The sequence below is a fragment of the Streptosporangium lutulentum genome (assembly GCF_030811455.1).
Lineage (GTDB): Bacteria > Actinomycetota > Actinomycetes > Streptosporangiales > Streptosporangiaceae > Streptosporangium > Streptosporangium lutulentum.
The window spans coordinates 779,970-800,375 of the sequence record NZ_JAUSQU010000001.1 but is presented as its reverse complement, the minus strand read 5'-3'; the positions used below and the strand labels follow the sequence as shown (position 1 = coordinate 800,375).

Annotated in this window: 18 protein-coding genes and 1 pseudogene; 7 read left to right on the top strand and 12 right to left on the bottom strand. The window is 68.8% G+C overall.

Annotation, left to right across the window (positions count from 1 at the left end; translation table 11 throughout):
• Positions 1-36: 36 nt before the first annotated feature.
• Positions 37-948 carry a hypothetical protein gene (locus J2853_RS03375; protein WP_307554840.1) on the bottom strand — a complete coding sequence of 304 codons (912 nt, stop codon included), beginning with the start codon at positions 946-948 and terminating at the stop codon, positions 37-39.
• Positions 949-1,160: 212 nt separating this feature from the next.
• Here J2853_RS03375 and J2853_RS03370 point away from each other — a divergent pair, with 212 nt between their 5' ends.
• The 3 genes from J2853_RS03370 to J2853_RS03360 all read left to right on the top strand — a co-directional run bounded on the left by J2853_RS03370 (position 1,161) and on the right by J2853_RS03360 (position 3,401).
• Complete coding sequence (locus tag J2853_RS03370; RefSeq protein ID WP_307554839.1) at positions 1,161-1,616, top strand: hypothetical protein; 456 nt, start codon at positions 1,161-1,163, stop codon at positions 1,614-1,616.
• Positions 1,617-1,994: 378 nt separating this feature from the next.
• A complete protein-coding gene (locus J2853_RS03365) occupies positions 1,995-2,804 on the top strand; it encodes a hypothetical protein (protein WP_307554837.1) in 810 nt (269 codons plus the stop codon).
• Positions 2,805-2,909: 105 nt separating this feature from the next.
• Positions 2,910-3,401 carry a DUF2199 domain-containing protein gene (locus J2853_RS03360; RefSeq protein ID WP_307568589.1) on the top strand — a complete coding sequence of 164 codons (492 nt, stop codon included), beginning with the start codon at positions 2,910-2,912 and terminating at the stop codon, positions 3,399-3,401.
• A 97-nt stretch (positions 3,402-3,498) separates the two neighbouring features.
• On the opposite strand, the gene J2853_RS03355 is transcribed toward J2853_RS03360, so the two are convergent.
• Positions 3,499-6,093 carry a M14 family zinc carboxypeptidase gene (locus tag J2853_RS03355; protein ID WP_307554835.1) on the bottom strand — a complete coding sequence of 865 codons (2,595 nt, stop codon included), beginning with the start codon at positions 6,091-6,093 and terminating at the stop codon, positions 3,499-3,501.
• Between the two features lie 584 nt (positions 6,094-6,677).
• On the opposite strand from J2853_RS03355, the gene J2853_RS03350 reads away from it, so the two are divergent.
• Complete coding sequence (locus tag J2853_RS03350) at positions 6,678-7,448, top strand: transposase family protein (protein ID WP_307554833.1); 771 nt, start codon at positions 6,678-6,680, stop codon at positions 7,446-7,448.
• Positions 7,449-8,139: 691 nt separating this feature from the next.
• Here J2853_RS03350 and J2853_RS03345 read toward each other — a convergent pair.
• Together J2853_RS03345 and J2853_RS03340 are read right to left on the bottom strand one after the other, a co-directional pair.
• Positions 8,140-9,162, bottom strand: coding sequence for an aldo/keto reductase (locus J2853_RS03345; RefSeq protein WP_307568587.1), 1,023 nt, complete (start codon positions 9,160-9,162; stop codon positions 8,140-8,142).
• Between the two features lie 2 nt (positions 9,163-9,164).
• On the bottom strand, positions 9,165-9,776 hold the full coding sequence (locus J2853_RS03340) for an NADPH-dependent FMN reductase (protein WP_307554831.1): 612 nt from the start codon (positions 9,774-9,776) through the stop codon (positions 9,165-9,167).
• Between the two features lie 104 nt (positions 9,777-9,880).
• Here J2853_RS03340 and J2853_RS03335 point away from each other — a divergent pair, with 104 nt between their 5' ends.
• Both J2853_RS03335 and J2853_RS03330 read left to right on the top strand, forming a co-directional pair.
• A complete protein-coding gene (locus tag J2853_RS03335) occupies positions 9,881-10,540 on the top strand; it encodes a TetR/AcrR family transcriptional regulator (protein WP_307554830.1) in 660 nt (219 codons plus the stop codon).
• A gap of 40 nt (positions 10,541-10,580) precedes the next feature.
• Positions 10,581-10,907, top strand: a pseudogene (locus J2853_RS03330) (ISL3 family transposase); the annotation flags it as partial.
• Positions 10,908-11,081: 174 nt separating this feature from the next.
• On the opposite strand, the gene J2853_RS03325 reads toward J2853_RS03330, so the two are convergent.
• The 4 genes from J2853_RS03325 to J2853_RS03310 are packed head-to-tail and all read right to left on the bottom strand — an operon-like array spanning position 11,082 to position 16,775.
• On the bottom strand, positions 11,082-12,239 hold the full coding sequence (locus tag J2853_RS03325) for an acyl-CoA dehydrogenase family protein (RefSeq protein WP_307554828.1): 1,158 nt from the start codon (positions 12,237-12,239) through the stop codon (positions 11,082-11,084).
• 29 nt (positions 12,240-12,268) lie between these two features.
• Positions 12,269-13,198 carry a hydroxymethylglutaryl-CoA lyase gene (locus tag J2853_RS03320; RefSeq protein ID WP_307554826.1) on the bottom strand — a complete coding sequence of 310 codons (930 nt, stop codon included), beginning with the start codon at positions 13,196-13,198 and terminating at the stop codon, positions 12,269-12,271.
• On the bottom strand, positions 13,195-15,159 hold the full coding sequence (locus tag J2853_RS03315) for an acetyl/propionyl/methylcrotonyl-CoA carboxylase subunit alpha (protein WP_307554824.1): 1,965 nt from the start codon (positions 15,157-15,159) through the stop codon (positions 13,195-13,197). The genes J2853_RS03320 and J2853_RS03315 overlap by 4 nt, the downstream gene beginning before the upstream one ends.
• Positions 15,160-15,206: 47 nt before the next feature.
• A complete protein-coding gene (locus J2853_RS03310) occupies positions 15,207-16,775 on the bottom strand; it encodes a carboxyl transferase domain-containing protein (protein ID WP_307554822.1) in 1,569 nt (522 codons plus the stop codon).
• 90 nt (positions 16,776-16,865) lie between these two features.
• On the opposite strand from J2853_RS03310, the gene J2853_RS03305 reads away from it, so the two are divergent.
• Positions 16,866-17,465 carry an SACE_7040 family transcriptional regulator gene (locus J2853_RS03305; protein ID WP_307554821.1) on the top strand — a complete coding sequence of 200 codons (600 nt, stop codon included), beginning with the start codon at positions 16,866-16,868 and terminating at the stop codon, positions 17,463-17,465.
• A gap of 134 nt (positions 17,466-17,599) precedes the next feature.
• Here the strand turns inward: J2853_RS03305 and J2853_RS03300 are convergent, their stop codons facing one another.
• From J2853_RS03300 to J2853_RS03285, 4 genes are all read right to left on the bottom strand, one after another.
• Positions 17,600-17,773 (bottom strand): helix-turn-helix domain-containing protein, encoded by a 174-nt coding sequence (locus J2853_RS03300; RefSeq protein WP_307568586.1) that lies wholly within the window; start codon positions 17,771-17,773, stop codon positions 17,600-17,602.
• Between the two features lie 32 nt (positions 17,774-17,805).
• Entirely contained in the window at positions 17,806-18,282 is a 477-nt protein-coding gene (locus J2853_RS03295; protein WP_307554820.1) for a DNA-binding protein, read from the bottom strand.
• 276 nt (positions 18,283-18,558) lie between these two features.
• Positions 18,559-18,942, bottom strand: a complete 384-nt coding sequence (locus J2853_RS03290; RefSeq protein WP_307554818.1) for a VOC family protein — start codon at positions 18,940-18,942, stop codon at positions 18,559-18,561.
• Positions 18,943-19,264: 322 nt separating this feature from the next.
• The gene (locus J2853_RS03285; protein ID WP_307554815.1) at positions 19,265-20,113 is read right to left on the bottom strand and encodes a universal stress protein; all 849 of its coding nucleotides are present in this window, start codon (positions 20,111-20,113) and stop codon (positions 19,265-19,267) included.
• Positions 20,114-20,406 lie beyond the last annotated feature (293 nt).

Sequence of the window (20,406 nt, the reverse complement as noted above, 5' to 3'; positions counted from 1 at the left end):
GAGCTCGGCTGACCCGCCTCGGGAGATGCGTGGTTCTCACGTCGGAAACACATGCCAGGAGTGGGATGAGGGATCGAGCAGGTAGAGGGTGTGTGCCCGGCTGACGACCCGGTAGCGGCCGAGGGGCCTGCCACCCGGCATGGTGAGGATCGCCTCCTCCTCCAGGAGGACGGCGTCATCGGTCAGGCGACACCGATGTAAGCGGTCATGATGTCCCCTGCTCCCGAGGAAGGTGACCCGGTCGCCCTGTACGGCAAGCCCATGGGCTCCCTTCACGGGTGTGCCGCGGACCGTCAGCCGGCCGCCTGTATGGATTTCAAGCAGACAGAACGCCTGGTAGTAGTAGACCCACGCGACGCCGTCAGCGACGTTGAGCGCGTAGCAGTCGGCGATGGGCTCTGCTCCCGGGGGAGGCTGATACGCCCACCGCTGATTGCCGCCGGTGTCCCAGCGGACAAGGCCGGGCGCGCTGATGGAATCGCCGTAAATGGCCTGGTCGAAGTAGCCGGTCCACACATTATGGCGCCGATCGGCAAGGAGGTGTCCGACCTGGCCGATCGGAAAGCTACGGCGTGACCGCCCGTCGCGGCCGTAGATCTGGGCGTTGGCAGTCGTCGAACCGGGCGTACGATGCCAGGCCGCGGTCCCGGCCAACAGGAAACGGCCGTTGGGCAGGGCGTCGAGATTGCCGACCAGCAGGTGGACGTCATGGAGGACGAGTTCGCTCGCGGCTCCGTTCTTGTCCATGACGAGCAAGGCGTCGTAGGGCTGCTTTCGGGACAGCGCGGTAAGCCTCCCGCTCCCGGAGAGGTCGTCCGATCGCGCGTCCGGATTGTCGGACAGCAGCCACAGCGCCCGGCCGTACGCGTCGACCGTGCCGGCCAGTACCTTGAGGCCGCGGTACTCACGCGGCAGCCGGGCGTACGGCTGCAGAGCCACCTCTTTCAATGTGTCACCTCAGCGACAAAAAGCCGGTGAGCCGCGATCCGGACCAGCCCTTCCGCTGCGGCGTGTATCCGCAGCCCTACTCCGTGGCACCTCACGCTTGATCGTTTCCCTGGACGTGAGTGGACGTCCAGGGACGGTGTCAGCACTTCCGTTAGCAAGATCACGCACAGTGTAAGGGAGCACTGTCGTACCCGGCGGTTACTCTCCCACGCATGGCAGCCCCCGAGATCATCCCCATCAAGTACGAACCCGGCTACCACACTGGCACTATCGGGCACTGGGAGGGCGGCCAGTTCCTCGGCTCCGTCGTCGCCGCCTTCCCGGAGGGTTACACGATCACCGATGACTGGCCCGCGCACCGGCGCCGGCACGCCGTCCTGCACACCTTCGACGCCGCCGGCCACCACCTCGACTCCAGAATCGAGTGCACCGGAACCGACGACAATCACCGAGCGTCCGTCGATACCGCGCAGGAGCGGTTGAACCGGTGGCTCGCCATGCTCCCCGGCCTCCGCTTCGATGACATCGCCATCCGTCCCTTCCGGCGCGACGTCGACGGAGTGCTGTTCGGCCTCGTCATCGAAACCTTCGAGAACACCGAACACGCCGAGCTCTACCCGGACAACCTCGGCTTCTACGAACCATGGGACGGCTTGTACGACACCTGACCACCAGATTCGCAGGCAAGGGCAGATACCTCGTCAACGGCATCTCGCCCTGCTCGGATGGCTGATGTGGGCCGGTGGTGTGTGACCGTAAGGCGGCGTTGCCGTATCGGCTGCCGTACAGCGCTCATCCGCGGAGTTGCGGCATGGGCGCTCGATCGCCGTTCGGTGTTCGGGATCTCCATGACCTGAAGCAGGCCGCCGACGACATGGTCGGCCACGTGCCTCGGTCGATCCAGATCGTCCGTAGACCTGCGCCTGGCCTCCGCCGACGTCTGCGACGAGGTGGCCACCGACCATCCATCTTCACGATCGAGTACGCCAGGTGACCGGCTCGCGTTCTGTGGCGGGCGCGCACCGTGGTGGCTCACACTTGGCGTTGTGGACCACGAGGGGCGAGAGCACGCACGGCGCTGGCTGGCAGAACAAGGCGTCACCCAGATCGGCGAGGGGGTCTGGATCGATGAGGAGTCGGCGGATGAACGGCTGACGGCCAACGAGGTGGCTCATGCGTGGACGGGCGCGGTTCTGGAAGATCCTGACCTTGATGCGGCCGGCCGCCTGCGGCTCGCCCTCGGACTCCTGGACCTCCTGGACGACTACTGGGTGACGTGTGAGATTCGCTTCGCGTTCGCGGACGCGCAAGACCCGGTGCGAGCCGAGCTGCTTTGGGATGCCTACCGCCGACGGCTGGAGGCTCCGGAGCAAGCGGAGCCGATCACCTACTCGTTGTGGGTCGACTGGTTCGAAGACCGTGCCACGGTGGAGGTCGCCTTCGCCGAGGTCCTGGGCAACGATGTCGAGGAGTTGCAGGCCCGAGACCGGCTCCATGAGATGGTTCGGGATCCGCTGTTCCGCCGAGCGAAGCGAGTCCTGGAAATCTCCGGTCCCGTGCCCTGGCCGATCAAACACCCTGTTTACCAGGCAGGAGTGGCACTACCCGATCTCCACCTCGCCCTGTTCAAGGGTCTGCTCAGCAGCTACCACGACGTTTACGGAGACCTTGAACCCCACGCCGCCCATGCTCTCTTACAGAGACTGGACCTCCCGGAAGACACCGAGCATCTCGTCCGTCTGCGCACGGTCCTCGAAGCAGGCCACAGCAACCACTACCTGACCCCGGACGCCTGGCCCACAGCCGAAAACGACACATCCAAGCGCGCCCATGGATGTGATCAAGGACGGAGCTGAACCACCGACCGTCTGTTTTTCAGGCGGAGAGATCACCCTGCTCCACTGTTGTCGTCACCGTGATCGCCTCAGTACCCTCGACCGGTGGCGAATGATCTCGGATTCATGTGTTCATGCTGCGGGCAGCGGCACGACGGTCCGCCCTTGGCTTTCTCGACGGAGGCCCCCGTCTACTGGACGCCCGAGATGGCTGATGACCCGGACTGCGCGCTCGGCTCCGACCAGTGCGTGATCCAGGGGCAGGCGTTTTTCGTACGCGGGTTGATCAAGATCTCCGTGACCGACCTCGACGAGGTGTTCAGCTGGGGCGTCTGGGTCTCGCTCAGCCCTGAGAAGTTCGCCCGCGCCGCGGAACTCTGGGAGGCCCCCGGCAGGGAGAGCGAACCGCCCTACTTCGGCTGGCTGTCGACGGAGCTGCCGGTTTATTCGCCGTCAACGATCAACCTCAGGACCAACCTGCACACTCGCCCAGCCGGGCAACGCCCGCTCATCGAGGTGGAGCCGACCGACCACCCGCTGGCCGTTGAGCAGCGAACCGGGATCACCGCGGTCAGGGTCCAGCAGATCGCCGAGGCTCTGCTGCATCCAGGCCAGTAGACCGCGCGAGGCTTCCGTGTCGCCGTACGGGGCTGCTGTACGGCACTCCCCGCGGAGGCCGGCGACCTCGGGGAGGTCGCCGGCCCCTACTACTGGATCAGGGCGTGGTGACGGCCGCGCCGGTGACCGAGGCCGACCAGTACAGCGCCTTCGCCACCTGCGGGAACAGGCCCTTGGGGTGGTTGCGGAACATCGGCTCGGTGCCGAACAACACCACGGCCGCGCCCCGCTCGTCCCGGCCGCTGACGACGGACGCCTGGCCCTTGGCCGCGTCCTGGCCGCCGGTGCCGTTGGCGTTGGGGCGCCAGTGGCCGGAGACCAGCGGCCCGTCGGTCGCGTAGGACTGCTCGACCTTGACCTCGGGGCCGAGGCCGGTGAACCAGCGCGGCGAGTACACGAACGAGTAGCCGGACGAGCCACCGCCGACCGGACCGCCCGAGGAGACCACCCGCACCACGCCGTTGGCGTCGCTGCGCCCGGCGACCGAGGTCGCGGTGAGCAGCCCGGCGGCGGTGTTGAAGGTCGCGCCGGTGCTGCCCCGGGTGACCACGCCGCCGGTGGTGAGGAACGTGTCGAGCGCCGCCTTGGCCGCCGGGTTGAGCGTGGCGTAGCTCAGCCCGCTGGAGACGAAGAGCACGTCGGTCTCACTCCAGTCGAAGCCGGCGTTGAGGACCGCTGTGGAGACCGGGGTGACGGCGAAGCCCATCTCGCGCAGCGTGAACAGCTCGTCGGCGGAGACGGCCGCGGCGATCCGCACTTGGGACAGCGGGACACCCGAAGCCGAGCCGGCCGGGGTGAAGGCCACGCCGTACCTGTCGGACACGGTCGCTGCGGCCTTCCGCGCGGTGGCCGGGATGATCGGGGTGCCGTCGCCTGTCCAGGTCACCGCGACGCCCTGGGCCAGCAGGTCGTTGAGCGCCGTGACCTCCTTGGCGTCGGTGACCTTCAGCGCGAGCGGACCGGAGGTCTTCGGAACCGAGCCGGTCGGGGCGGCGGCCTTGACCGGCTTCGCGTCTATACGGAGGGAACCGTCGGTGACGCTGTCCACGGTGGCGCCCCAGAGCAGGGCGTGGCTCCAGCCGGAGATGTCGTACATCGAGTCGACCTTGGGAGTGATGTCGGCGCCCGCCTCCAGCATCACGTTGGCCAGCCCGCGCTTGGGCTGGTGCATGTCCACGATGTAGGAGTCGGCCGGGTAGGTCTTGCCGTTCAGCCGGAACGACCGCTTCGCCTGCTCCACCTTGACGTCGTTGGCGATCAGATGGTCCACCAGGCGCGCGGCGGCCGTGGCCGAGCGCTGCAGGCCGCCCGCCGGGATCACGTAGGCCCGCGGATAGGTCGTGTTGTAGACGTCTTCGGGGCCGAAGCCGGGCACGATGCCGAGCGGCACCGGCTTGGACTGCTCGCCCGCGGCGCCCCGGCGGAAGACCTCGATCTGGTCGGCGATCAGCTGGTCATGCTTGGCCTGCACGTAACCGTAGGTGGCCCGCATGGCGGCGGCGGCGATGGCGACGTTGATCGAGGAGCGGCGGCGCAACTCCTCGACGGGCTGGTTGGTGTAGTCGGCGTTGTTGACCCGCATGGGGAACTCGATGGTGTGCGAGGCGACCGCGCCCTGGAAGGGGGCGTACTGCGGGGTGAAGATCGGAGGCCAGTCGTCCCAGCCCTCCGTGGAGTCCCGGAACGGGATCTGCGGCGGGAGCACGCCGTCCGCCTCGGGTGTGTAGCCCAGCGCCTTGATCGCGGCTTCCATGCCGAGCCCGTTGGCGTAGCTGTTCTTGATGAACAGGTCGTACTCGTAGTTCCCGCCGTGTGGCGGCGTGGTCGGCTCGATGAGCGTGCCGTTGACGTAGCCGTGCAGGTCGATCATGGCGACCGGCTGAGTGTCGATCATCACCTGGCGCATCGCCTGGACTTCGGGCTGCGAGGCGGTGATGAAGTCACGGTTCATGTCGAAGCCGGCGCCGTTGGCACGCACCCCGTTGAACCGGCCGTCGGGGTTGGCGGTGATGTTGAAGTACAACCGGGTACGGCTGAGCAGGTCGGTCACCTTGGGATCGGTGCTGGTGGCGAGCTGTTCGATCACCTGGAGGGCGGCGTCGGTGCCCTCCCACTCGTTGCCGTGGATGTTGTTGTTGATGAAGACCGGCGCCTTGTACTGCTTGGGCAGCTTCCGGTCGCGGGCGGCGTCGGCCGAGTCCTCCTCGATGCGCTCGCGGATCCGGTCCTGCTCGCGGGTCTCGTTTCGGCTCTCCGGCGCGGTGACGGTGACGAGGTAGAGGTCGCGGCCCTGGTGCGAGCGGGCGATGATCTCCGCGCTCACCCGCTTGCTGAGCTTTTGCAGACTGTTCAGCTTGGGCGCGATGCCGTGGTACGGCACCAGCCCGAGCTTGATGGAGGCGTCGGCCGGGTTCGCGGCGGGGACCGGTAATTGGGTCTGTCTGGGGTACCCGCGATCCCGGTCATGGAAAAAGCGGTACTGCTCCGACTGCTCCGACTGCTTCCCGGCGAGGGTGCGGGACGTCTCGGCCTGCTCGGAGACGCCGGCTGCCTCCTCGTTCCGCTCGGGACCGTTGCCGAAGTCCCGCACGGTCCGCTGGGGCGGCTCAGTGGGATCGGCCGCTGCCGCCCCCGGGGGGATGAGGAGTGTGGCCGAAACGGCGGCGCTCAAGAGGGCGGTGGTTATGCGCAAGGAGACCTCCACATAGAAAGTGCAGTCTCGTTCGTAATGATCAAAGGCGATATGCCACAAGTGTCGTGATCAGAGCGACGCGCAATTCACACTGATCCGTCACCGAACGCCGGGCACGAGTTACATTTCGATCGCTACGCGGAGGCAGATCGTCCTGTATCGCATCAAATGTTCGGTTGGCTGATATCGCTGGGTCGCGGTCAGGCGGCCTTTCACCCCGAGGCGTGGACATCTTGAGTGCCAGATCATCGAGATCTGATCCGCCCTGGCGGCTGACCTGCAGCGATCTTCTGGAAGGCATTTCGAATCGACCAAGAGAAATAGTGCGTCGCCGCCGACCCATAAGGAGATCCACAGCTGGTAGAGCCCGGCTTCGGCGATCGGCCGGTCGCGGACGCCACATGCCTGGATCACGTCGGTGCCCCACACCTTGGGGTCGAGGTCAATGAACCTTTTTCATCCTCTAATGGCGGTCCGCAAGTCACAGCCTGATCGCGAGCCTGCCGTTCGCCTGATGACATAGAGAAGCTCCTGGTAGACGGGTTGATCACCACAACCACGCCCGTCACAACCAGGAGCTCCGGGTGCTGTTCTATCGCGCCGCCGTCGATTTGTCGCGTTCAACGCTGAACTACGTAGCCGGCCTGATCCGCAGACGTCGCAAGGCGATCGGGTCAACCTGGCGGCGGCTGAACCCCGGACAGCAGGCCCTGCTCACACTGGTCTACCTACGCAAGGGCGATACCTTCAGCGAGCTCGGAGCCGGGTTCGGAGTGTCGACCACGACCGCATGGCGCTACGTGGAGGAGACGGTAAAACTGCTGTCGACACGCTCCCCGAAGCTCCGGCAAGCGCTGCGCAAAGCGAGCAAGGACGGCCTGCACTACCTGGTGCTGGACGGCACCCTCATCCGCACCGACCGGGTCAAGGCCGACCGGCCGTACTTCTCCGGTAAGCACCGGGTACACGGGATGAACGTCCAGGTCATCGCCTCACCAGACGGGACGATCTTATGGACCTCCGGGGCGCTGCCGGGCAAGACCCATGATCTGAGCGCCGCCCGGATCTGGGGCATCCTGCGCCAGCTGGAACGGGCCGGGATCATCACGCTCGCAGACAAGGCCTACCAGGGAGCCGAAGGCCCGGTCCTCACTCCATACAAGGGCAAGAACAAGCCCGGATCGCAGAAGCGGGCCAATCGGTCACACGCCCGCCTGCGCGGTCCAGGCGAGCGCGCGAACGCCCAGCTCAAGAGCTGGCGCATCCTGCGAAAGCTCCGCTGCAGCCCCAGCAAGGCGGGACACCTGTGCAAGGCCATCGCTGTTCTTCAGAACCACCGGCTCGCCCAAGGATGAAAAAGGCTCTGTGAACCCCCAGTGCCCATGCTTTCGGCTCATGTCACGCGCTCCGGAGTGTTCCGTCTTCCCCTTGCCCAGGCCCATGGCGTCATCGTAAGCGCCGAGATCGCGAGGGTGCAGGCGTCTGCCCCTCGGCCTCCCATCCCTCTTGACCCCCAGGACGTTGGGGTAGGCGTTTTCGCAGATCAACGGCTTCAGGTAGCCACGGACGGCATTTGGCGACATGCGGATTGTTCAGCTGTGTGCACAACGTGTGGTCCCCAACCGATCCCCAGCCGCGACGTTCTCTTGAGCGCTTCGCTTAACAATGTAGATCAATTAGGTAGCCACTCGGCCTGTAGGCCGGGTTCTGATTCGGCCTGTCCGTGACCTGCGGCGAAATCAGGGAAGTCGCTTCCAAGCTGTCAGAACGCTGCCGTCAGTTGACAGTGCTCGCCACTGTCTTCCGAGGCCATGTGCCCTCGATGTGCCCTCGACGCTTCGGCGTCATCCTCAGGGACCGTCACCACGCCTGCGGCTTCCGTGGCGCGAATGTCTTCCTCGGACGAGCGAGCCCGGCCCACTCCGAAGTCGTCGGATTCCGAAGCCCATCACTGGATGACACAGACCCGACGACTGTCGCATCGCCGGGGCCTGAGACCGGCCCTCGAGACGGGGCCGGGTGCGACCGCGGGCGCGAGTTCTTCGCTCATGGGAGTCGTCTTCCGTCGAGCCTGGCAGCGGACTCGCCGAACACCGCCGGGCCGGCCTGGGCCAGGAAATCGCCGGGGAAGCCGAGGGTGAAGTCGGTGGCCGCCTCCAGGCGTCGCACGGCATGGTCGGGCAGGGTGAGATCCAGGGCGCCGAGCGTGTCCCTGAGTTGCTTCGCGGTCCTGGCGCCCAAGATCGGGTGCACGGCCCGGGAGCGCGCCCGGGTCCAGGCGATGGCCACCTGCGCGGGGGTTGCACCGATCTCGTCGGCGACTTCCCGCACCGCCTGGGCGACGGCGTGCTCGCGGGCTCCGAGCGAGCGCGCGCTGATCCGCGTGCTTTCTCGTGGCCCCGCCGCAGGGTCGAACTTGCCGGACAGGACGCCATGGGCGAGCGGACCCCAGGCGGCGACCGTCAGGCCGAACGCCTGGGCCATGGGCAGCAGTTCGCGTTCGATGTCGCGGTTGAGCAGGCTGTAGGGGGCCTGGATGGCCGCGAACGGGGTCCAGCCGCGCCACTCGGCCAGTGTGTTGGCGTGGGAGATGACCCAAGCCGGGGCGTCGGACATGCCGACGTAGAGGATCTTCCCGGCACGCACGGCGTCGTCCAGCGCCCGCATGGTCTCCTCGATCGGGGTGTGCCGGTCCCACAGGTTGACCCAGTACAGGTCGAGGTAGTCGGTGCCCAGTCGCCGCAGGCTGGCCTCCAGGGACAGGGTGAGGTTCTTGCGATGGCTGCCGGCGGCGTTGGGGTCGCCGCCGTCGCGCGAGACGGTGTACTTGCTGGCCACAACGAACCGGTCGCGGCAGCCGGTCAGCAGCTCGCCCAGGATGGTCTCGCTCCGCCCGCCGGAGTAGAAGTTCGCGGTGTCGATGAGGTTTCCGCCGGCCTCGCCGTACAGATCGAGGATGCGGCGGGCCTCCTGAGGCGAGGCGCCGATCTGCTCCTCGCCGAAGGTCATCGCGCCGAGGAAAACCTCGGAGACGCGCAGCCCGGTACGGCCCAGCAGCCGGTAGCGCATGCTCACGCGGCCACCGTCTGACCGGCTGCCTCACGCAGCGGCTTGAGCGCCCGGGACCAGGCGATGACCTCGTCGAGCACCTCGTTCAGGATCGGCTCCTGGTGCGGTCCGGGGGCGATGACACCGGGCTCGGCCGGATCGGTGATCTCGAAGTCGGTGAAGGCCGACAGCGCGACCTGAGTGCGTACGTTGGCCACCTGGAGCTCGGTCATGACCTGCCGCAGGTGCTCCACGGCACGCACGCCGCCGTGCACGCCGTGGCTGACGAAGCCGGCGGCCTTGTTGTTCCACTCGGCGAACAGGAAGTCGATGGCGTTCTTCAGTGCGGCCGGGGCCGAGTGGTTGTACTCGGGGGTGACGAAGACGAAACCGTCAAAGGAGGCGATGGTCTGGGCCCACTGGTTGGTGTGCGCGTGGCGGTAGTCGCCGAACAGGGCGGGCAGGGGCTCATCCAGTACCGACAGGTCGTATTCGGCCAGGTCGACGACCTCGAAGGTCGCCTCTCCCGCGGTGACGGCGGGGTGGTGGGCGGCGACCTCGGCGACCCAGTGGGCCGCGACCGCGCTCCGGCGGCGGGGGCGGGTACTGCCGATGACGATGGCGATCCTGATCATGCGTGTTCTCCTCACGGTGTGCCGCAGGGCTGCGGCATGAGATAAAGTACAACGCATATGGCAAAAAGTAAAACGATAGATGTAAATATGCTGGAGGATCCGAGATGACCAGGGAAAACACCACGACATCCCACCCTCTCAGGGGACGGGCCGGCAAGCGGCAGGCGATCCTGGACGGTGCCCTGACGGTGTTCGCCCGCGACGGCTACACCCGCGCCAGCATCGACGCGATCTCGGCCGAGGCCGGTGTGTCCACCCGGACCATCTACAACCACTTCACCGACAAGGCCGAATTGTTCCTGACCGTGATTCAGGAGAGCGCCACTCGGGCGGCCGACGTCCAAATCGCCATCATCGACCGCCACCTGCGCAAGGTCATCGACGTGGAGACCGACCTCATCGAGTTCGGGTTGGACTGGGCGACGCCAATGCCCGAAAGCGCCGCCCACTTCTTCCTGGTCGGACAGGTCAACGCCGAAGCGGGCCACATCCCTCAAGAAGCGATCGACGCCTGGCAGGAGACCGGGCCGCGGCGGGTCCGCCGCGAACTCGCCGGACACCTGCGGCAGTTGGCGAAACAAGGAGTGCTGCGCATCGACGACCCTGACCGCGCGGCGCTGCACCTGCTGCTGCTGGTCTCAGCTGGGCTGCCAACGCATCACGCCACCCTGTCCACCGAAGAGATCACCAAGACGGTCACGGCGGGCGTCCACACGTTCCTGCACGGTCACTTGCGCCGAACCAGTGCACCCGAACATGGGTGACGCCTGGGCCGGTTCCGCGGATGGGGTCTGTCCGGTTAACGGCGTGCTGGAACGCTACCAACGCCGCACATCCCGCCTGACCGGCCAAATCCGCGCGGTGGTCTGCGAGCTGGCCGGACGCGCCGGCGCGCGGACTTTGTCCGCCCCGGCCGTGCGCCTGTCCCGGCATACCGCCCTACGCATCCTGCTGCGTCTGCCCTTGCCACAGCCGCAGGTGCCCCGGGTGCTGGGGGTGAATGATTTCGCCCTGCGCCGCCGCCACCGCTACGCCACCGTGCTCATCAACGCCGAGACCCGCCGGCGCATCGACGTCGTGGCCGACCGCACCACCGATACCTTGGAAACCTGGCTTCACTCTCCGGGTCTACGCGCACATGCAGCCAGGCTCATACGAGCGTGCCCGGCAGGCGATCGATGACCGCCTGTTCCGGCCGCGTTTCTCGTCTGACGGAACAGGGACGGAACAGAGCTGGTTCTGGGACTGTCTCCGCGGCGGGGCGGTGGCCGAACCAGCTCTCCCCCTGTCCCCTGTATCCGCGGGTCAGAGGTCGCTCAGGCCCAGTTCCCTGGCGATGAGCATGCGCTGGACCTCGCTGGTGCCCTCGCCGATCTCCAGGATCTTGGCGTCGCGGTAGAAGCGGCCGACGGGATACTCGTTCATGAACCCGTAGCCGCCGAAGATCTGGGTGGCGTCGCGGGCGTTGTCCATGGCCGCGTCACCGGCGACGAGCTTGGCGATGGCCGCCTCCTTCTTGAACGGCTCACCGGCCAGCATCTTCTCCGCCGCATGGTAGTAGGCCAGGCGGGCGGTGTGGGTGCGGACCTCCATGTCGGCGATCTTGAACTGGATGGCCTGGTAGTGGCCGATCGGGTGGCCGAAGGCCTGGCGCTCGCGGACGTAGCGCAGGGACTCGTCCACGCAGCCCTGGGCCAGGCCGACCGAGAGGGCGGCGATCGCGATGCGGCCCTCGTCGAGGGTCTGCAGGAACTGCGCGTAACCCCGGCCGCGCTCGCCGAGCAGGTTCTCGGCGGGGACCCGGCAGTTGTCGAAGGAGAGCTCGCGGGTGTCGGAGCAGTTCCAGCCGACCTTGGAGTACTTCTTCGAGACGGTGAAGCCCGGCGTCCCTGCGGGGACCAGGATCGTGGAGATCTCCTTCTTGCCGCCGGCGCGCTCGCCGGTGATCGCGGCCACGCCGACGACGCCGGTGATGTCGGTGCCGGAGTTGGTGATGAACGCCTTCGTACCGTTGATCACCCACTCGTTCCCGTCCAGCACGGCCGTAGTCCGCATGCCGCCCGGCACGTCGCTGCCGCCGCCCGGCTCGGTGAGGCCGAACGCGCCCAGCATCCGCCCGGAGGTCAGGTGGGGCAGCCACTCGGCGCGCTGCTCCGCCGTACCGAACCGGTAGATCGGCATCGCGCCCAGCGACACCGCGGCCTCCACGGTGATGGACACGCTGGAGTCGACCCTGGCCAATTCCTCCAGCGTGAGGCAGAGCGCGAAGTAGTCGCCGCCCATGCCGCCGTACTCCTCCGGGATCGGCAGCCCGAACAGGCCCATCGCGCCCATCTGCCGCACGATGTCGTAGGGGAACTCCTCGCGCTGGTAGAGGTCCCCGATCACCGGGGCCACCACGTCGCGGGCGAACGCCTCGACGGTCTTGCGGAGGTCTTCGTAGTCCTCGTTGAGCTTGGGCATCGTTACTCCTTGACGTAGTGGTCGGCCGCTCAGCGCGCCGGGTTCTTCTCCAGGGCCTGGACGACCCGCGAGGTGCTGGGGCGGCCGAGTCTCGCGGCCAGCCAGGTGCTGGTCTCGACCAGCGACTCGAGGTTCAGGCCGGTCTCGATGCCCAGGCCGTGCAGCATCCAGACGAGGTCCTCGGTGGCGAGGTTGCCGGTGGCGCTCTCGGCGTACGGGCAGCCGCCGATGCCTCCGGTGGAGGCGTCCACCACGGTCACGCCCTCGCGGAGGGCGGTGAGGGTGTTGGCCAGTGCCTGGCCGTAGGTGTCGTGGAAGTGCACCGCCAGCCGCGACGGTCCGCCGAAGGCCCCGATCAGCGCGCTCACGTGGCCGGGGGTGGCGACGCCCGTGGTGTCGCCGAGCGACAGCTCGAAGCAGCCCAGGTCGAGCAGGCGGCGCCCCACGGTGACCACCTGGTCGATCGGCGTCGGCCCCTCCCACGGGTCGCCGAAGCACATCGACACGTAGGCCCTGACCTTCAGGCCGTGCTCCAGCGCCCGCGCAACCACCGGCTCGAACATCTCGAACTGCGAGTCAAGCGTCCGGTTCAGGTTCTTGGCGGCGAAGGTCTCGGTGGCGCTTCCGAAGATCGCGATCTCCTGGACGCCGTGTTCGAGTGCCCGGTCCAGGCCCCGCTCGTTGGGCACGAGCACCGGGTAGCGCACGCCGGGGACCCGGTCCAGGCCCGCCAGCAGTTCGGAGGCGTCGGCGAGCTGGGGCACCCATTTGGGGTGCACGAAGCTGGTCGCCTCGATCACACGGTGCCCTGCGGCGGCCAGCCGGGCGATGAACTCCGCCTTGACCTCGACGGGGATCACCGCCGACTCGTTCTGCAGCCCGTCGCGCGGCCCGACCTCGTAGATCGTGACCCGCTCCGGCAGCCCTTCCGCCCTGATCCCGTACGGCTCACGCATCATGACGCCTCCTCGTGCCGGACCACGGCCAGTACCGCGTCCATCCCGACCGCCTGCCCGGCTCGGGCCGGCAGTTCGGCGACCACCCCGGCGATCGGCGCGGTCACGGTGTGCTCCATCTTCATCGCCTCGACGATGAGTAGCGGCTGCCCTTCGGCGACCTGCTCCCCCACGCTCGTCTTGACCACGAGCACCGTGCCGGGCATCGGGCTGCGGACGACCCCGTCCGCGCTGCCGCCCACGCCCGCGCGGTCGGCCGGGTCGCCCAGATGGCGGCGGGTGAGCGCCCAGGTGTCGCCGTCGCGGCCGAGCCAGATCGTGCCGCCGTCCCTGGCGAGGGCGTAGCGGCGCGCGGTCCCGCCGTGGGTGACCAGCAGATCGCCGCCGTCCCGCGAGAGCGTCGCCCGCGACGGGTCAGGGTCGCCGTCGAGCGAACGGACCTCGGCTCCGGTCTCGGGCAGGCCGCGCACCCGGATCTCGGCCACGCCGTCGCGGCTCTCCAGGCGCCAGGTGGTCCATGCGGCCTCGCCCAGCCGCCAGCCGTCGGGCACGTCCCACGGATCCGCGGGCACGGAGGGCACGTGCTCCTGGTGCAGGACCAGGGCCGCCGCGGTCAGGACGTCGGCGGGGACGCCCTCGCCGGGGACCAGCTCGTCGAGGTGGCGCTCGACGAGGCCGGTGTCGAGGTCTCCGGCGGCCACCTCGGGGTGGTTGATCAGCGCGCGCAGGAAGGCGATGTTGGTGGGCACGCCCAGCACGGTCGTCGCGGCGAGCGCCCCGTCCAGCCGCCGCAGCGCGCCGGCCCGGTCGGGTCCCCAGGCGATGACCTTGGACAGCATCGGGTCGTAGTCGCTGCCGACCACTCCTCCGACCATCAGGCTGGAGTCCACGCGGACGCCTTCGGGCTCGCGGAGCGCGAGGACCCGGCCGCCGGTCGGCAGGAAGCCCCGGGAGGGGTCCTCGGCGTAGACGCGGGCCTCGACGGCGTGGCCGTTCAGCCGTACCTCGTCCTGGGCGAGCGGGAGCGGCTCGCCGGCCGCGACCCTGAGCTGGAGCTCGACCAGGTCCAGCCCCGTGACCAGTTCGGTGACCGGGTGCTCGACCTGCAGCCGGGTGTTCATCTCCATGAAGTAGTAGTCGGCGGTCGTGCCCTGGACGATGAACTCGACCGTTCCCGCGCCGACGTAGCCGACGGACCTGGCGGCCTCGACCGCCGCCGCGCCCATGCTCGCCCGGGTGGCGGCGTCGAGCAGCGGGGAGGGCGCCTCCTCGATGATCTTCTGGTGGCGGCGCTGGAGGCTGCACTCGCGTTCGCCCAGGTGAATGACGTTGCCGTGCGTGTCGGCCATCACCTGGATCTCGATGTGCCGGGGGTTCTCCACGAACCGCTCGATCAGCAGCGTCGCGTCGCCGAACGCGGCGGCCGCCGTACGGCGGGCCGACTCCAGCGCGTCCGGCAGTTCCGCCGCGGAGTGCACCAGCACCATGCCCTTGCCGCCGCCGCCCGCCGAGGGCTTGATCAGCGCGGGGAATCCGACCCGTTCGGCGGCGGCGGCCAGGTCGTCGTCCGGTTCGGCGCCGCCGGGGACGACGGGGACTCCGGCCGCGGAGACGGTGGCCTTGGCGCGGATCTTGTCGCCCATGGCCTCGATGGCCTCCGGCGGCGGGCCGACGAACACCAGCCCGGCCTCGGCGCACCGCCGGGCGAAGGCCGCGTTCTCGGCCAGGAAGCCGTAGCCGGGGTGCACCGCCTGGGCTCCGGTCTCCGCGGCGGCGGCCAGGATCTGGCCGATGTCGAGGTAGCCGCCGCCGAGCCGCAGCGCGACGTCGGCCTCGCGGGTGTGCCGCGCGCCGGCGTCGGCGTCGCTGTACACGGCGACGGAGCGGATGCCCAGCCTCCTGAGCGTACGGATGATCCGCAGGGCGATCTCGCCCCGGTTGGCGATGAGAACGGTGTCGAACATTCCGGGCGCTCCCGGTGAGGGGTGAGGAGCCGATGGGTGGGTCATGGTCACATCCGGAAGACGCCGTAGCCGACGGGGTCGAGGGGGGCGTTGGCCGAGGCGGACAGGGCCAGGCCGAGGACGGTGCGGGTGTCGAGGGGGTCGATGACCCCGTCGTCCCAGAGGCGGGCGGTGGAGTAGTAGGGGTTGCCCTGCTCCTCGTACTGCGCGCGGATGGCGTCGGGGTCGGCGTTGCCGACCGTGGAGAGCACGTTGGCGGCCTGCTCGCCGCCCATCACCGAGATGCGGGCTCCGGGCCACATCCACAGGAAGCGGGGTGAGTAGGCGCGCCCGGCCATCGCGTAGTTGCCGGCTCCGAACGAGCCGCCGATGACCACGGTGAACTTGGGCACCCGGGCGCACGCGACGGCGGTGACCATCTTGGCGCCGTGCTTGGCGATGCCCCCGGCCTCGTACGCCTTGCCGACCATGAACCCGCTGATGTTCTGCAGGAACACCAGCGGGATGTTGCGGCGGTCGCACAGCTCGATGAAATGGGCGCCCTTGAGCGCGGACTCGCCGAACAGGATGCCGTTGTTGGCGACGATCCCAACGGGGTGGCCGTGGAGGTGGGCGAACCCGGTGACGAGTGTGGCGCCGTACTCGGCCTTGAACTCCAGGAACCGGCTGCCGTCCACGAGACGGGCGATGACCTCGCGTACGTCGTACGGCGTGCGGGTGTCGGCCGGGACGATGCCGTAGAGGTCGCGGGGGTCGTGGAGCGGCTCCTCGGCGGGGACGCGGTCCCACGGGGAGGGGGTGCGCGGCGCGAGGGTGGCCACGATGTCACGGACGATCTTCAGGGCGTGGCGGTCGTCGTCGGCGAGGTGGTCGGTGACACCGCTGACCCTGGCGTGCAGGTCGCCGCCGCCCAGCTCCTCGGCGGAGACCTCCTCCCCCGTCGCGGCCTTCACCAGCGGCGGGCCGCCGAGGAAGATCGTGCCCTGGTTGCGGACGATCACCGCCTCGTCGCTCATCGCCGGGACGTAGGCGCCGCCCGCCGTACAGGAGCCGAGGACCGCGGCGATCTGCGGGATGCCCCGCGCCGACATGGTGGCCTGGTTGTAGAAGATCCGGCCGAAGTGCTCGCGGTCGGGGAAGACCTCGTCCTGCTTGGGCAGGAACGCGCCGCCGGAGTCGACGAGGTAGACGCACGGCAGGTTGTTGTGGAGGGCGACCTCCTGGGCCCGCAGGTGCTTCTTGACCGTGATCGGGTAGTAGGTGCCGCCCTTGACGGTGGCGTCGTTGGCGACGACCACGCATTCGCGGCCGGAGACCCGGCCCACGCCGGTGATGATCCCGGCCGCGGGGGCCTCGTCGCCGTACAGCCCGGTGGCGGCCAGCTGGGAGAGCTCCAGGAATCGCGAGCCCGGGTCGAGCAGGGAGTCGACGCGGTCGCGGGGCAGCAGCTTGCCCCGGGAGACATGTCTGTCCCGGGACTTCTCCGGGCCTCCCAGCGCGGCGACCGCGACCCGTTCCCTCAGGTCGGAGGCGAGGCGCTCGTTGACCTCGGCGTTGCCCTTGAAGCCCTCACCCCCTGGATCGCAGGCGCTTCGCAGCACCGGCCAGCCACTCATGTGAGCCCCCTTTGCCCGGCTCCGTCGCCGTGGGTTAATGGTCACTAACTCCGATGCAGATGTTAGTCATTATTAACGTTACCGTCTACCATGCGAGAGGTGACGACTGCCCAGAGCCCTACCCGCAATCGTGGGTCACGGCGCGCGGAGATCCTGGACGCCGCGGCCGGGCTGTTCGCGGCGCGCGGCTTCCACGGCGTCTCCATCGAGGACATCGGCGCCGCGGTCGGCACGTCGGGACCCGCCCTCTATCGGCATTTCAGCGGCAAGGAGGCCCTGCTGGCGGAGATGCTGCTGGACATCAGCGAGCGCCTGCACACCTCGGCCACCAGCCGCGTGACCGAGGCCCCCGACGCCGAGCACGCGCTGGACGCCCTGCTCACCGGCCAGATCGAGTTCGCGCTGAGCCATCCGGCGCTGATCACCGTGCACGATCGCGAGCTCGGCAACGTCCCCGAACCCGCCCGCCGCCGGATCCGCCGCCTCCAGCGGCTCTACGTCGAGGAGTGGGTCACCGTGCTGAGCGAGCTCTACCCCTCCTGCCCGCCGCCCCGCCTGCGCGCCGCGACCCACGCCGTCTTCGGCCTGCTCAACTCCACCCCGCACAGCGCGGGCGAGCTCGCGCCCGCGGCGATGGCCGAGTTGCTGCGCGGCATGGCCCGCGCGGCACTGGCGGACGTACAGGGTTAAGGTTCGTTAACCGTCGTTCGTCCCGGATCCGCGGCGATCCCCTGGTGGGACCGGCGACGGCCCCTCAGGTGACCGCCGCCCGGTAGCGCGCCGGCGAGCTCGCGCCACGACCCCGAATCTCCCTTCGACGCCTCTCACGGGCGGGATCGGCGTGCCGTGCGCTGCCAGGCGCCGGGCAGCACGCCGTAAGCGTGGTGGAACCCGCGGGAGAAGTGGCCGGCGTCCGAGAAGCCCCAGGCGTGGGCCACGGAGGCGATGGTGCGGTGCCGCCCGTCGGGTGAGGTGAGATCGCGGCGGACTCCCTCCAGCCCGGCGGCCGGGACACCCGCCCCCGGAAGACCTACGGGTGGTCGGCCGGAGTCCCCTGGGGCGCGTTCCGGTCCGGCTCCGCGGCCAGGCGGCCGGACAGCCGTTCGTAGCGCTGCCTGGCGGCCTGGGAGGTGCCGAGCCCGAGGCCGAAGGCGATTTCCTGCCAGGTGAGACCACGGCCTCGCGCCATGAGAAGGAGCCCGGCCTCCAGCTGGTCCATCTCCGCCCGCGCCAGCGGGATGAGGGTCAGGGCGGCGGTGATGTCGGCGTCGTCCACCTCCGGCTCGGTCTCCTCGTGCTCGGCGGCACCGCCCGCGAGAACCGACACGAGCCTGATGGCCTCGTGCGGTCCGAGGACCTCGGGATGGACCTGCCGGGAACGCTGCGCCTCGGTGGCCGCGTGCCGCTCGGCGATGCGGAAAAGGGACGCGTACACGCGGTGCGCTCGCGCCTGCCCCGGATCGGGAGGGGTGAAGGGATCGAACGGCTGATCAGGCTCAGTGGACATGCGGACAGCATGGATCTTAAAACGATCCGTTGTCAACTAAATGAAGCAAACAAGTTGTTTACTTCGGGGCGCGGATCGCCCCGGTACGGTGACCTCGACCACCGCGTCCTCCACGAGGTCGGCTCGGCCGCTCCATCGGGGCATCCGGCGCCCGCCCCTTCGCCGGCGGCGAGCACACCTCGGAACGAGCACGCCTCGGAGCGAGCACACCTCGGAACGAGCACGCCTCGGGAGGCGACGCGGCCACGGCGCGACCCCGGGCCGGCCGGTGTGCCCTCAGTCGGCGTAGAGCCGGATCTCCATGCCGTCGGGGTCGTGCAGGCCGACGAGCACCGATCCCCCCTTGTGCCCGGTGACGATCCCGCCGTGGGGTTGACCGAGGTCGTCGAGTCGCCGCCGCCATTTCTCCACATCGGCGCGGGCGGGAACGCGCAGGGCGATCGGATCGAATCCGGAGAGCGCCGCGGCCCGCGCGGGGTCCTGCCGGATCGCGAGCTGGACGGTCTCACCCGGGTCGCTCAGCGCGAGACCCATGAGGACCTCTTCCTCGACGAACTCGATGGTGACGGTGAACCCGAGGACGCGCACGTACCAGTCACGGCTGCGCGCCACGTCGGCGACGGGCAGTTTGACATGGTGAAACCCCTGAAACGCGCCCATCCTGGCCCTCATTTCGTCGTGGTCAGACCCTGGCGAACGGTGATTCCGGCAAGCCCTTCGTCAAACGCGGCACGCGACGGGGAGCAGGCCCAAGTCACCCGCCAGCCGTTCGTCACCCACGGGTACCGGCGACGACCCTCGGCTTATCTTCACGCCACTCGGTCTCGAGGTCTACCCGCTTCTCACGGAAAATCGCGCCGAATCCCCATGCGACGGAAACACCGGATCGCCGGAGCCCTCGCCACCGCGCTGCTCCGCCGAGGGCTCCGGCGACGGGCTCACGAACCGGGGACGCGCCGGAGGGGGCGCTCTCGCCGCCCTCTCACCACGGGGACATGGACAGCATCCGTGACGGGACCACGACGACCGGGCACGACGCCTCCCGCAGCAGCGACTGGCAGAGCGGGCCGATCGGCAGCCCCACCGGGTCGTCGCTCTCGTGGTCGCCGATCACCAGCAGGTCCGAGCGATCGGCCGCACGGCGGAGCACCTCCGCGTGGGGGTGTGTCTCGACGACGGTCTCCACGTTCACCCCGGAGTACTTCTCCTCCCACACCGCGATGTTGGTGTTGAAGCGAACGGCCGGCTGCCGCGTGTCCTCCATGCCCTCGGGACAGAGGCAGACCGCCAGCAGCGACGCCTTGCGCAGCCTCGCCTCCTCGAACGCCACGGCGAGCTCCAGCGATCCCGGGCTGACGCCCTCCACGCCGACCGCCACGCGGTTGGTGCGCGGGTGGGAGGCTTCCTTGACGACGGTCACCGGGGAGCGCGCGTGGGAGAGAAGCTGGACCGCGGTCGGGCCGATCCGCGACTCCTCGACGTCGCCCCATCCTCGGGGTCCGATCACGACCATCTCCGCCGCGACCGACTCGCTCACCAGCACGGCCGACGGCGACCCCTCCACCACCTCACCCAGGACCCGCACCCGGGGAGCCAGGTCACGCGCCAGATCCACCCCCATGCCGAGCACATGCCGGCTCATGCGCCGTATGATCTCCGCCGTCTCCCGGCTGAAGGGGATCGAGAGGGACGGCCACTGCCAGGCGTAGCAGACGACCAGGGGGTCGAATCGCATCCGGGCCTCTTCGATCCCCCACCGGAGAGCCTGCTCGCTCGCTTTCGAACCGTCGTACCCGACGACCACTGGCCGCCCTTCGTCACCTGCGCGCATTGTGACTCCTATGTTCCGCCGCTCACCTCAATACTTGTCCCGTTCGCCGGATATGGCGGACGCATCACCGCAAGTTTTGCCTTGTTTTACCGTTTGCGTCCGCAAGTGAAATCGGGCACCACCGACCCCTCTCGCCCCAGCCGGACACCGCCGTCTCGCCGTACGGCCCCACCGAGCGGAACCGAGCGGGAACCGAGGGGGAACCGAGGGGGAACCGAGGGGGAACCGAGGGGGAACACCGCCGCGTCAGGCAGAAAAGCGGCCCGGGTGCTCGAGCACCCGGGCCGCCGCAT

What these genes read in the sequence shown, in the direction of transcription:
- J2853_RS03340 (WP_307554831.1), bottom strand. Translation starts at nt 9,776, where the DNA reads ATGATCAGGATCGCCATCGTCATCGGCAGTACCCGCCCCCGCCGCCGG.
- J2853_RS03285 (WP_307554815.1), bottom strand. Translation starts at nt 20,113, where the DNA reads ATGCGCGCAGGTGACGAAGGGCGGCCAGTGGTCGTCGGGTACGACGGT.
- J2853_RS03370 (WP_307554839.1), top strand. Translation starts at nt 1,161, where the DNA reads ATGGCAGCCCCCGAGATCATCCCCATCAAGTACGAACCCGGCTACCAC.
- J2853_RS03360 (WP_307568589.1), top strand. Translation starts at nt 2,910, where the DNA reads ATGTGTTCATGCTGCGGGCAGCGGCACGACGGTCCGCCCTTGGCTTTC.
- J2853_RS03310 (WP_307554822.1), bottom strand. Translation starts at nt 16,775, where the DNA reads ATGAGTGGCTGGCCGGTGCTGCGAAGCGCCTGCGATCCAGGGGGTGAG.
- J2853_RS03335 (WP_307554830.1), top strand. Translation starts at nt 9,881, where the DNA reads ATGACCAGGGAAAACACCACGACATCCCACCCTCTCAGGGGACGGGCC.
- J2853_RS03325 (WP_307554828.1), bottom strand. Translation starts at nt 12,239, where the DNA reads ATGCCCAAGCTCAACGAGGACTACGAAGACCTCCGCAAGACCGTCGAG.
- J2853_RS03345 (WP_307568587.1), bottom strand. Translation starts at nt 9,162, where the DNA reads ATGCGCTACCGGCTGCTGGGCCGTACCGGGCTGCGCGTCTCCGAGGTT.
- J2853_RS03295 (WP_307554820.1), bottom strand. Translation starts at nt 18,282, where the DNA reads ATGTCCACTGAGCCTGATCAGCCGTTCGATCCCTTCACCCCTCCCGAT.
- J2853_RS03305 (WP_307554821.1), top strand. Translation starts at nt 16,866, where the DNA reads ATGCGAGAGGTGACGACTGCCCAGAGCCCTACCCGCAATCGTGGGTCA.
- J2853_RS03290 (WP_307554818.1), bottom strand. Translation starts at nt 18,942, where the DNA reads ATGGGCGCGTTTCAGGGGTTTCACCATGTCAAACTGCCCGTCGCCGAC.
- J2853_RS03315 (WP_307554824.1), bottom strand. Translation starts at nt 15,159, where the DNA reads ATGTTCGACACCGTTCTCATCGCCAACCGGGGCGAGATCGCCCTGCGG.
- J2853_RS03320 (WP_307554826.1), bottom strand. Translation starts at nt 13,198, where the DNA reads ATGATGCGTGAGCCGTACGGGATCAGGGCGGAAGGGCTGCCGGAGCGG.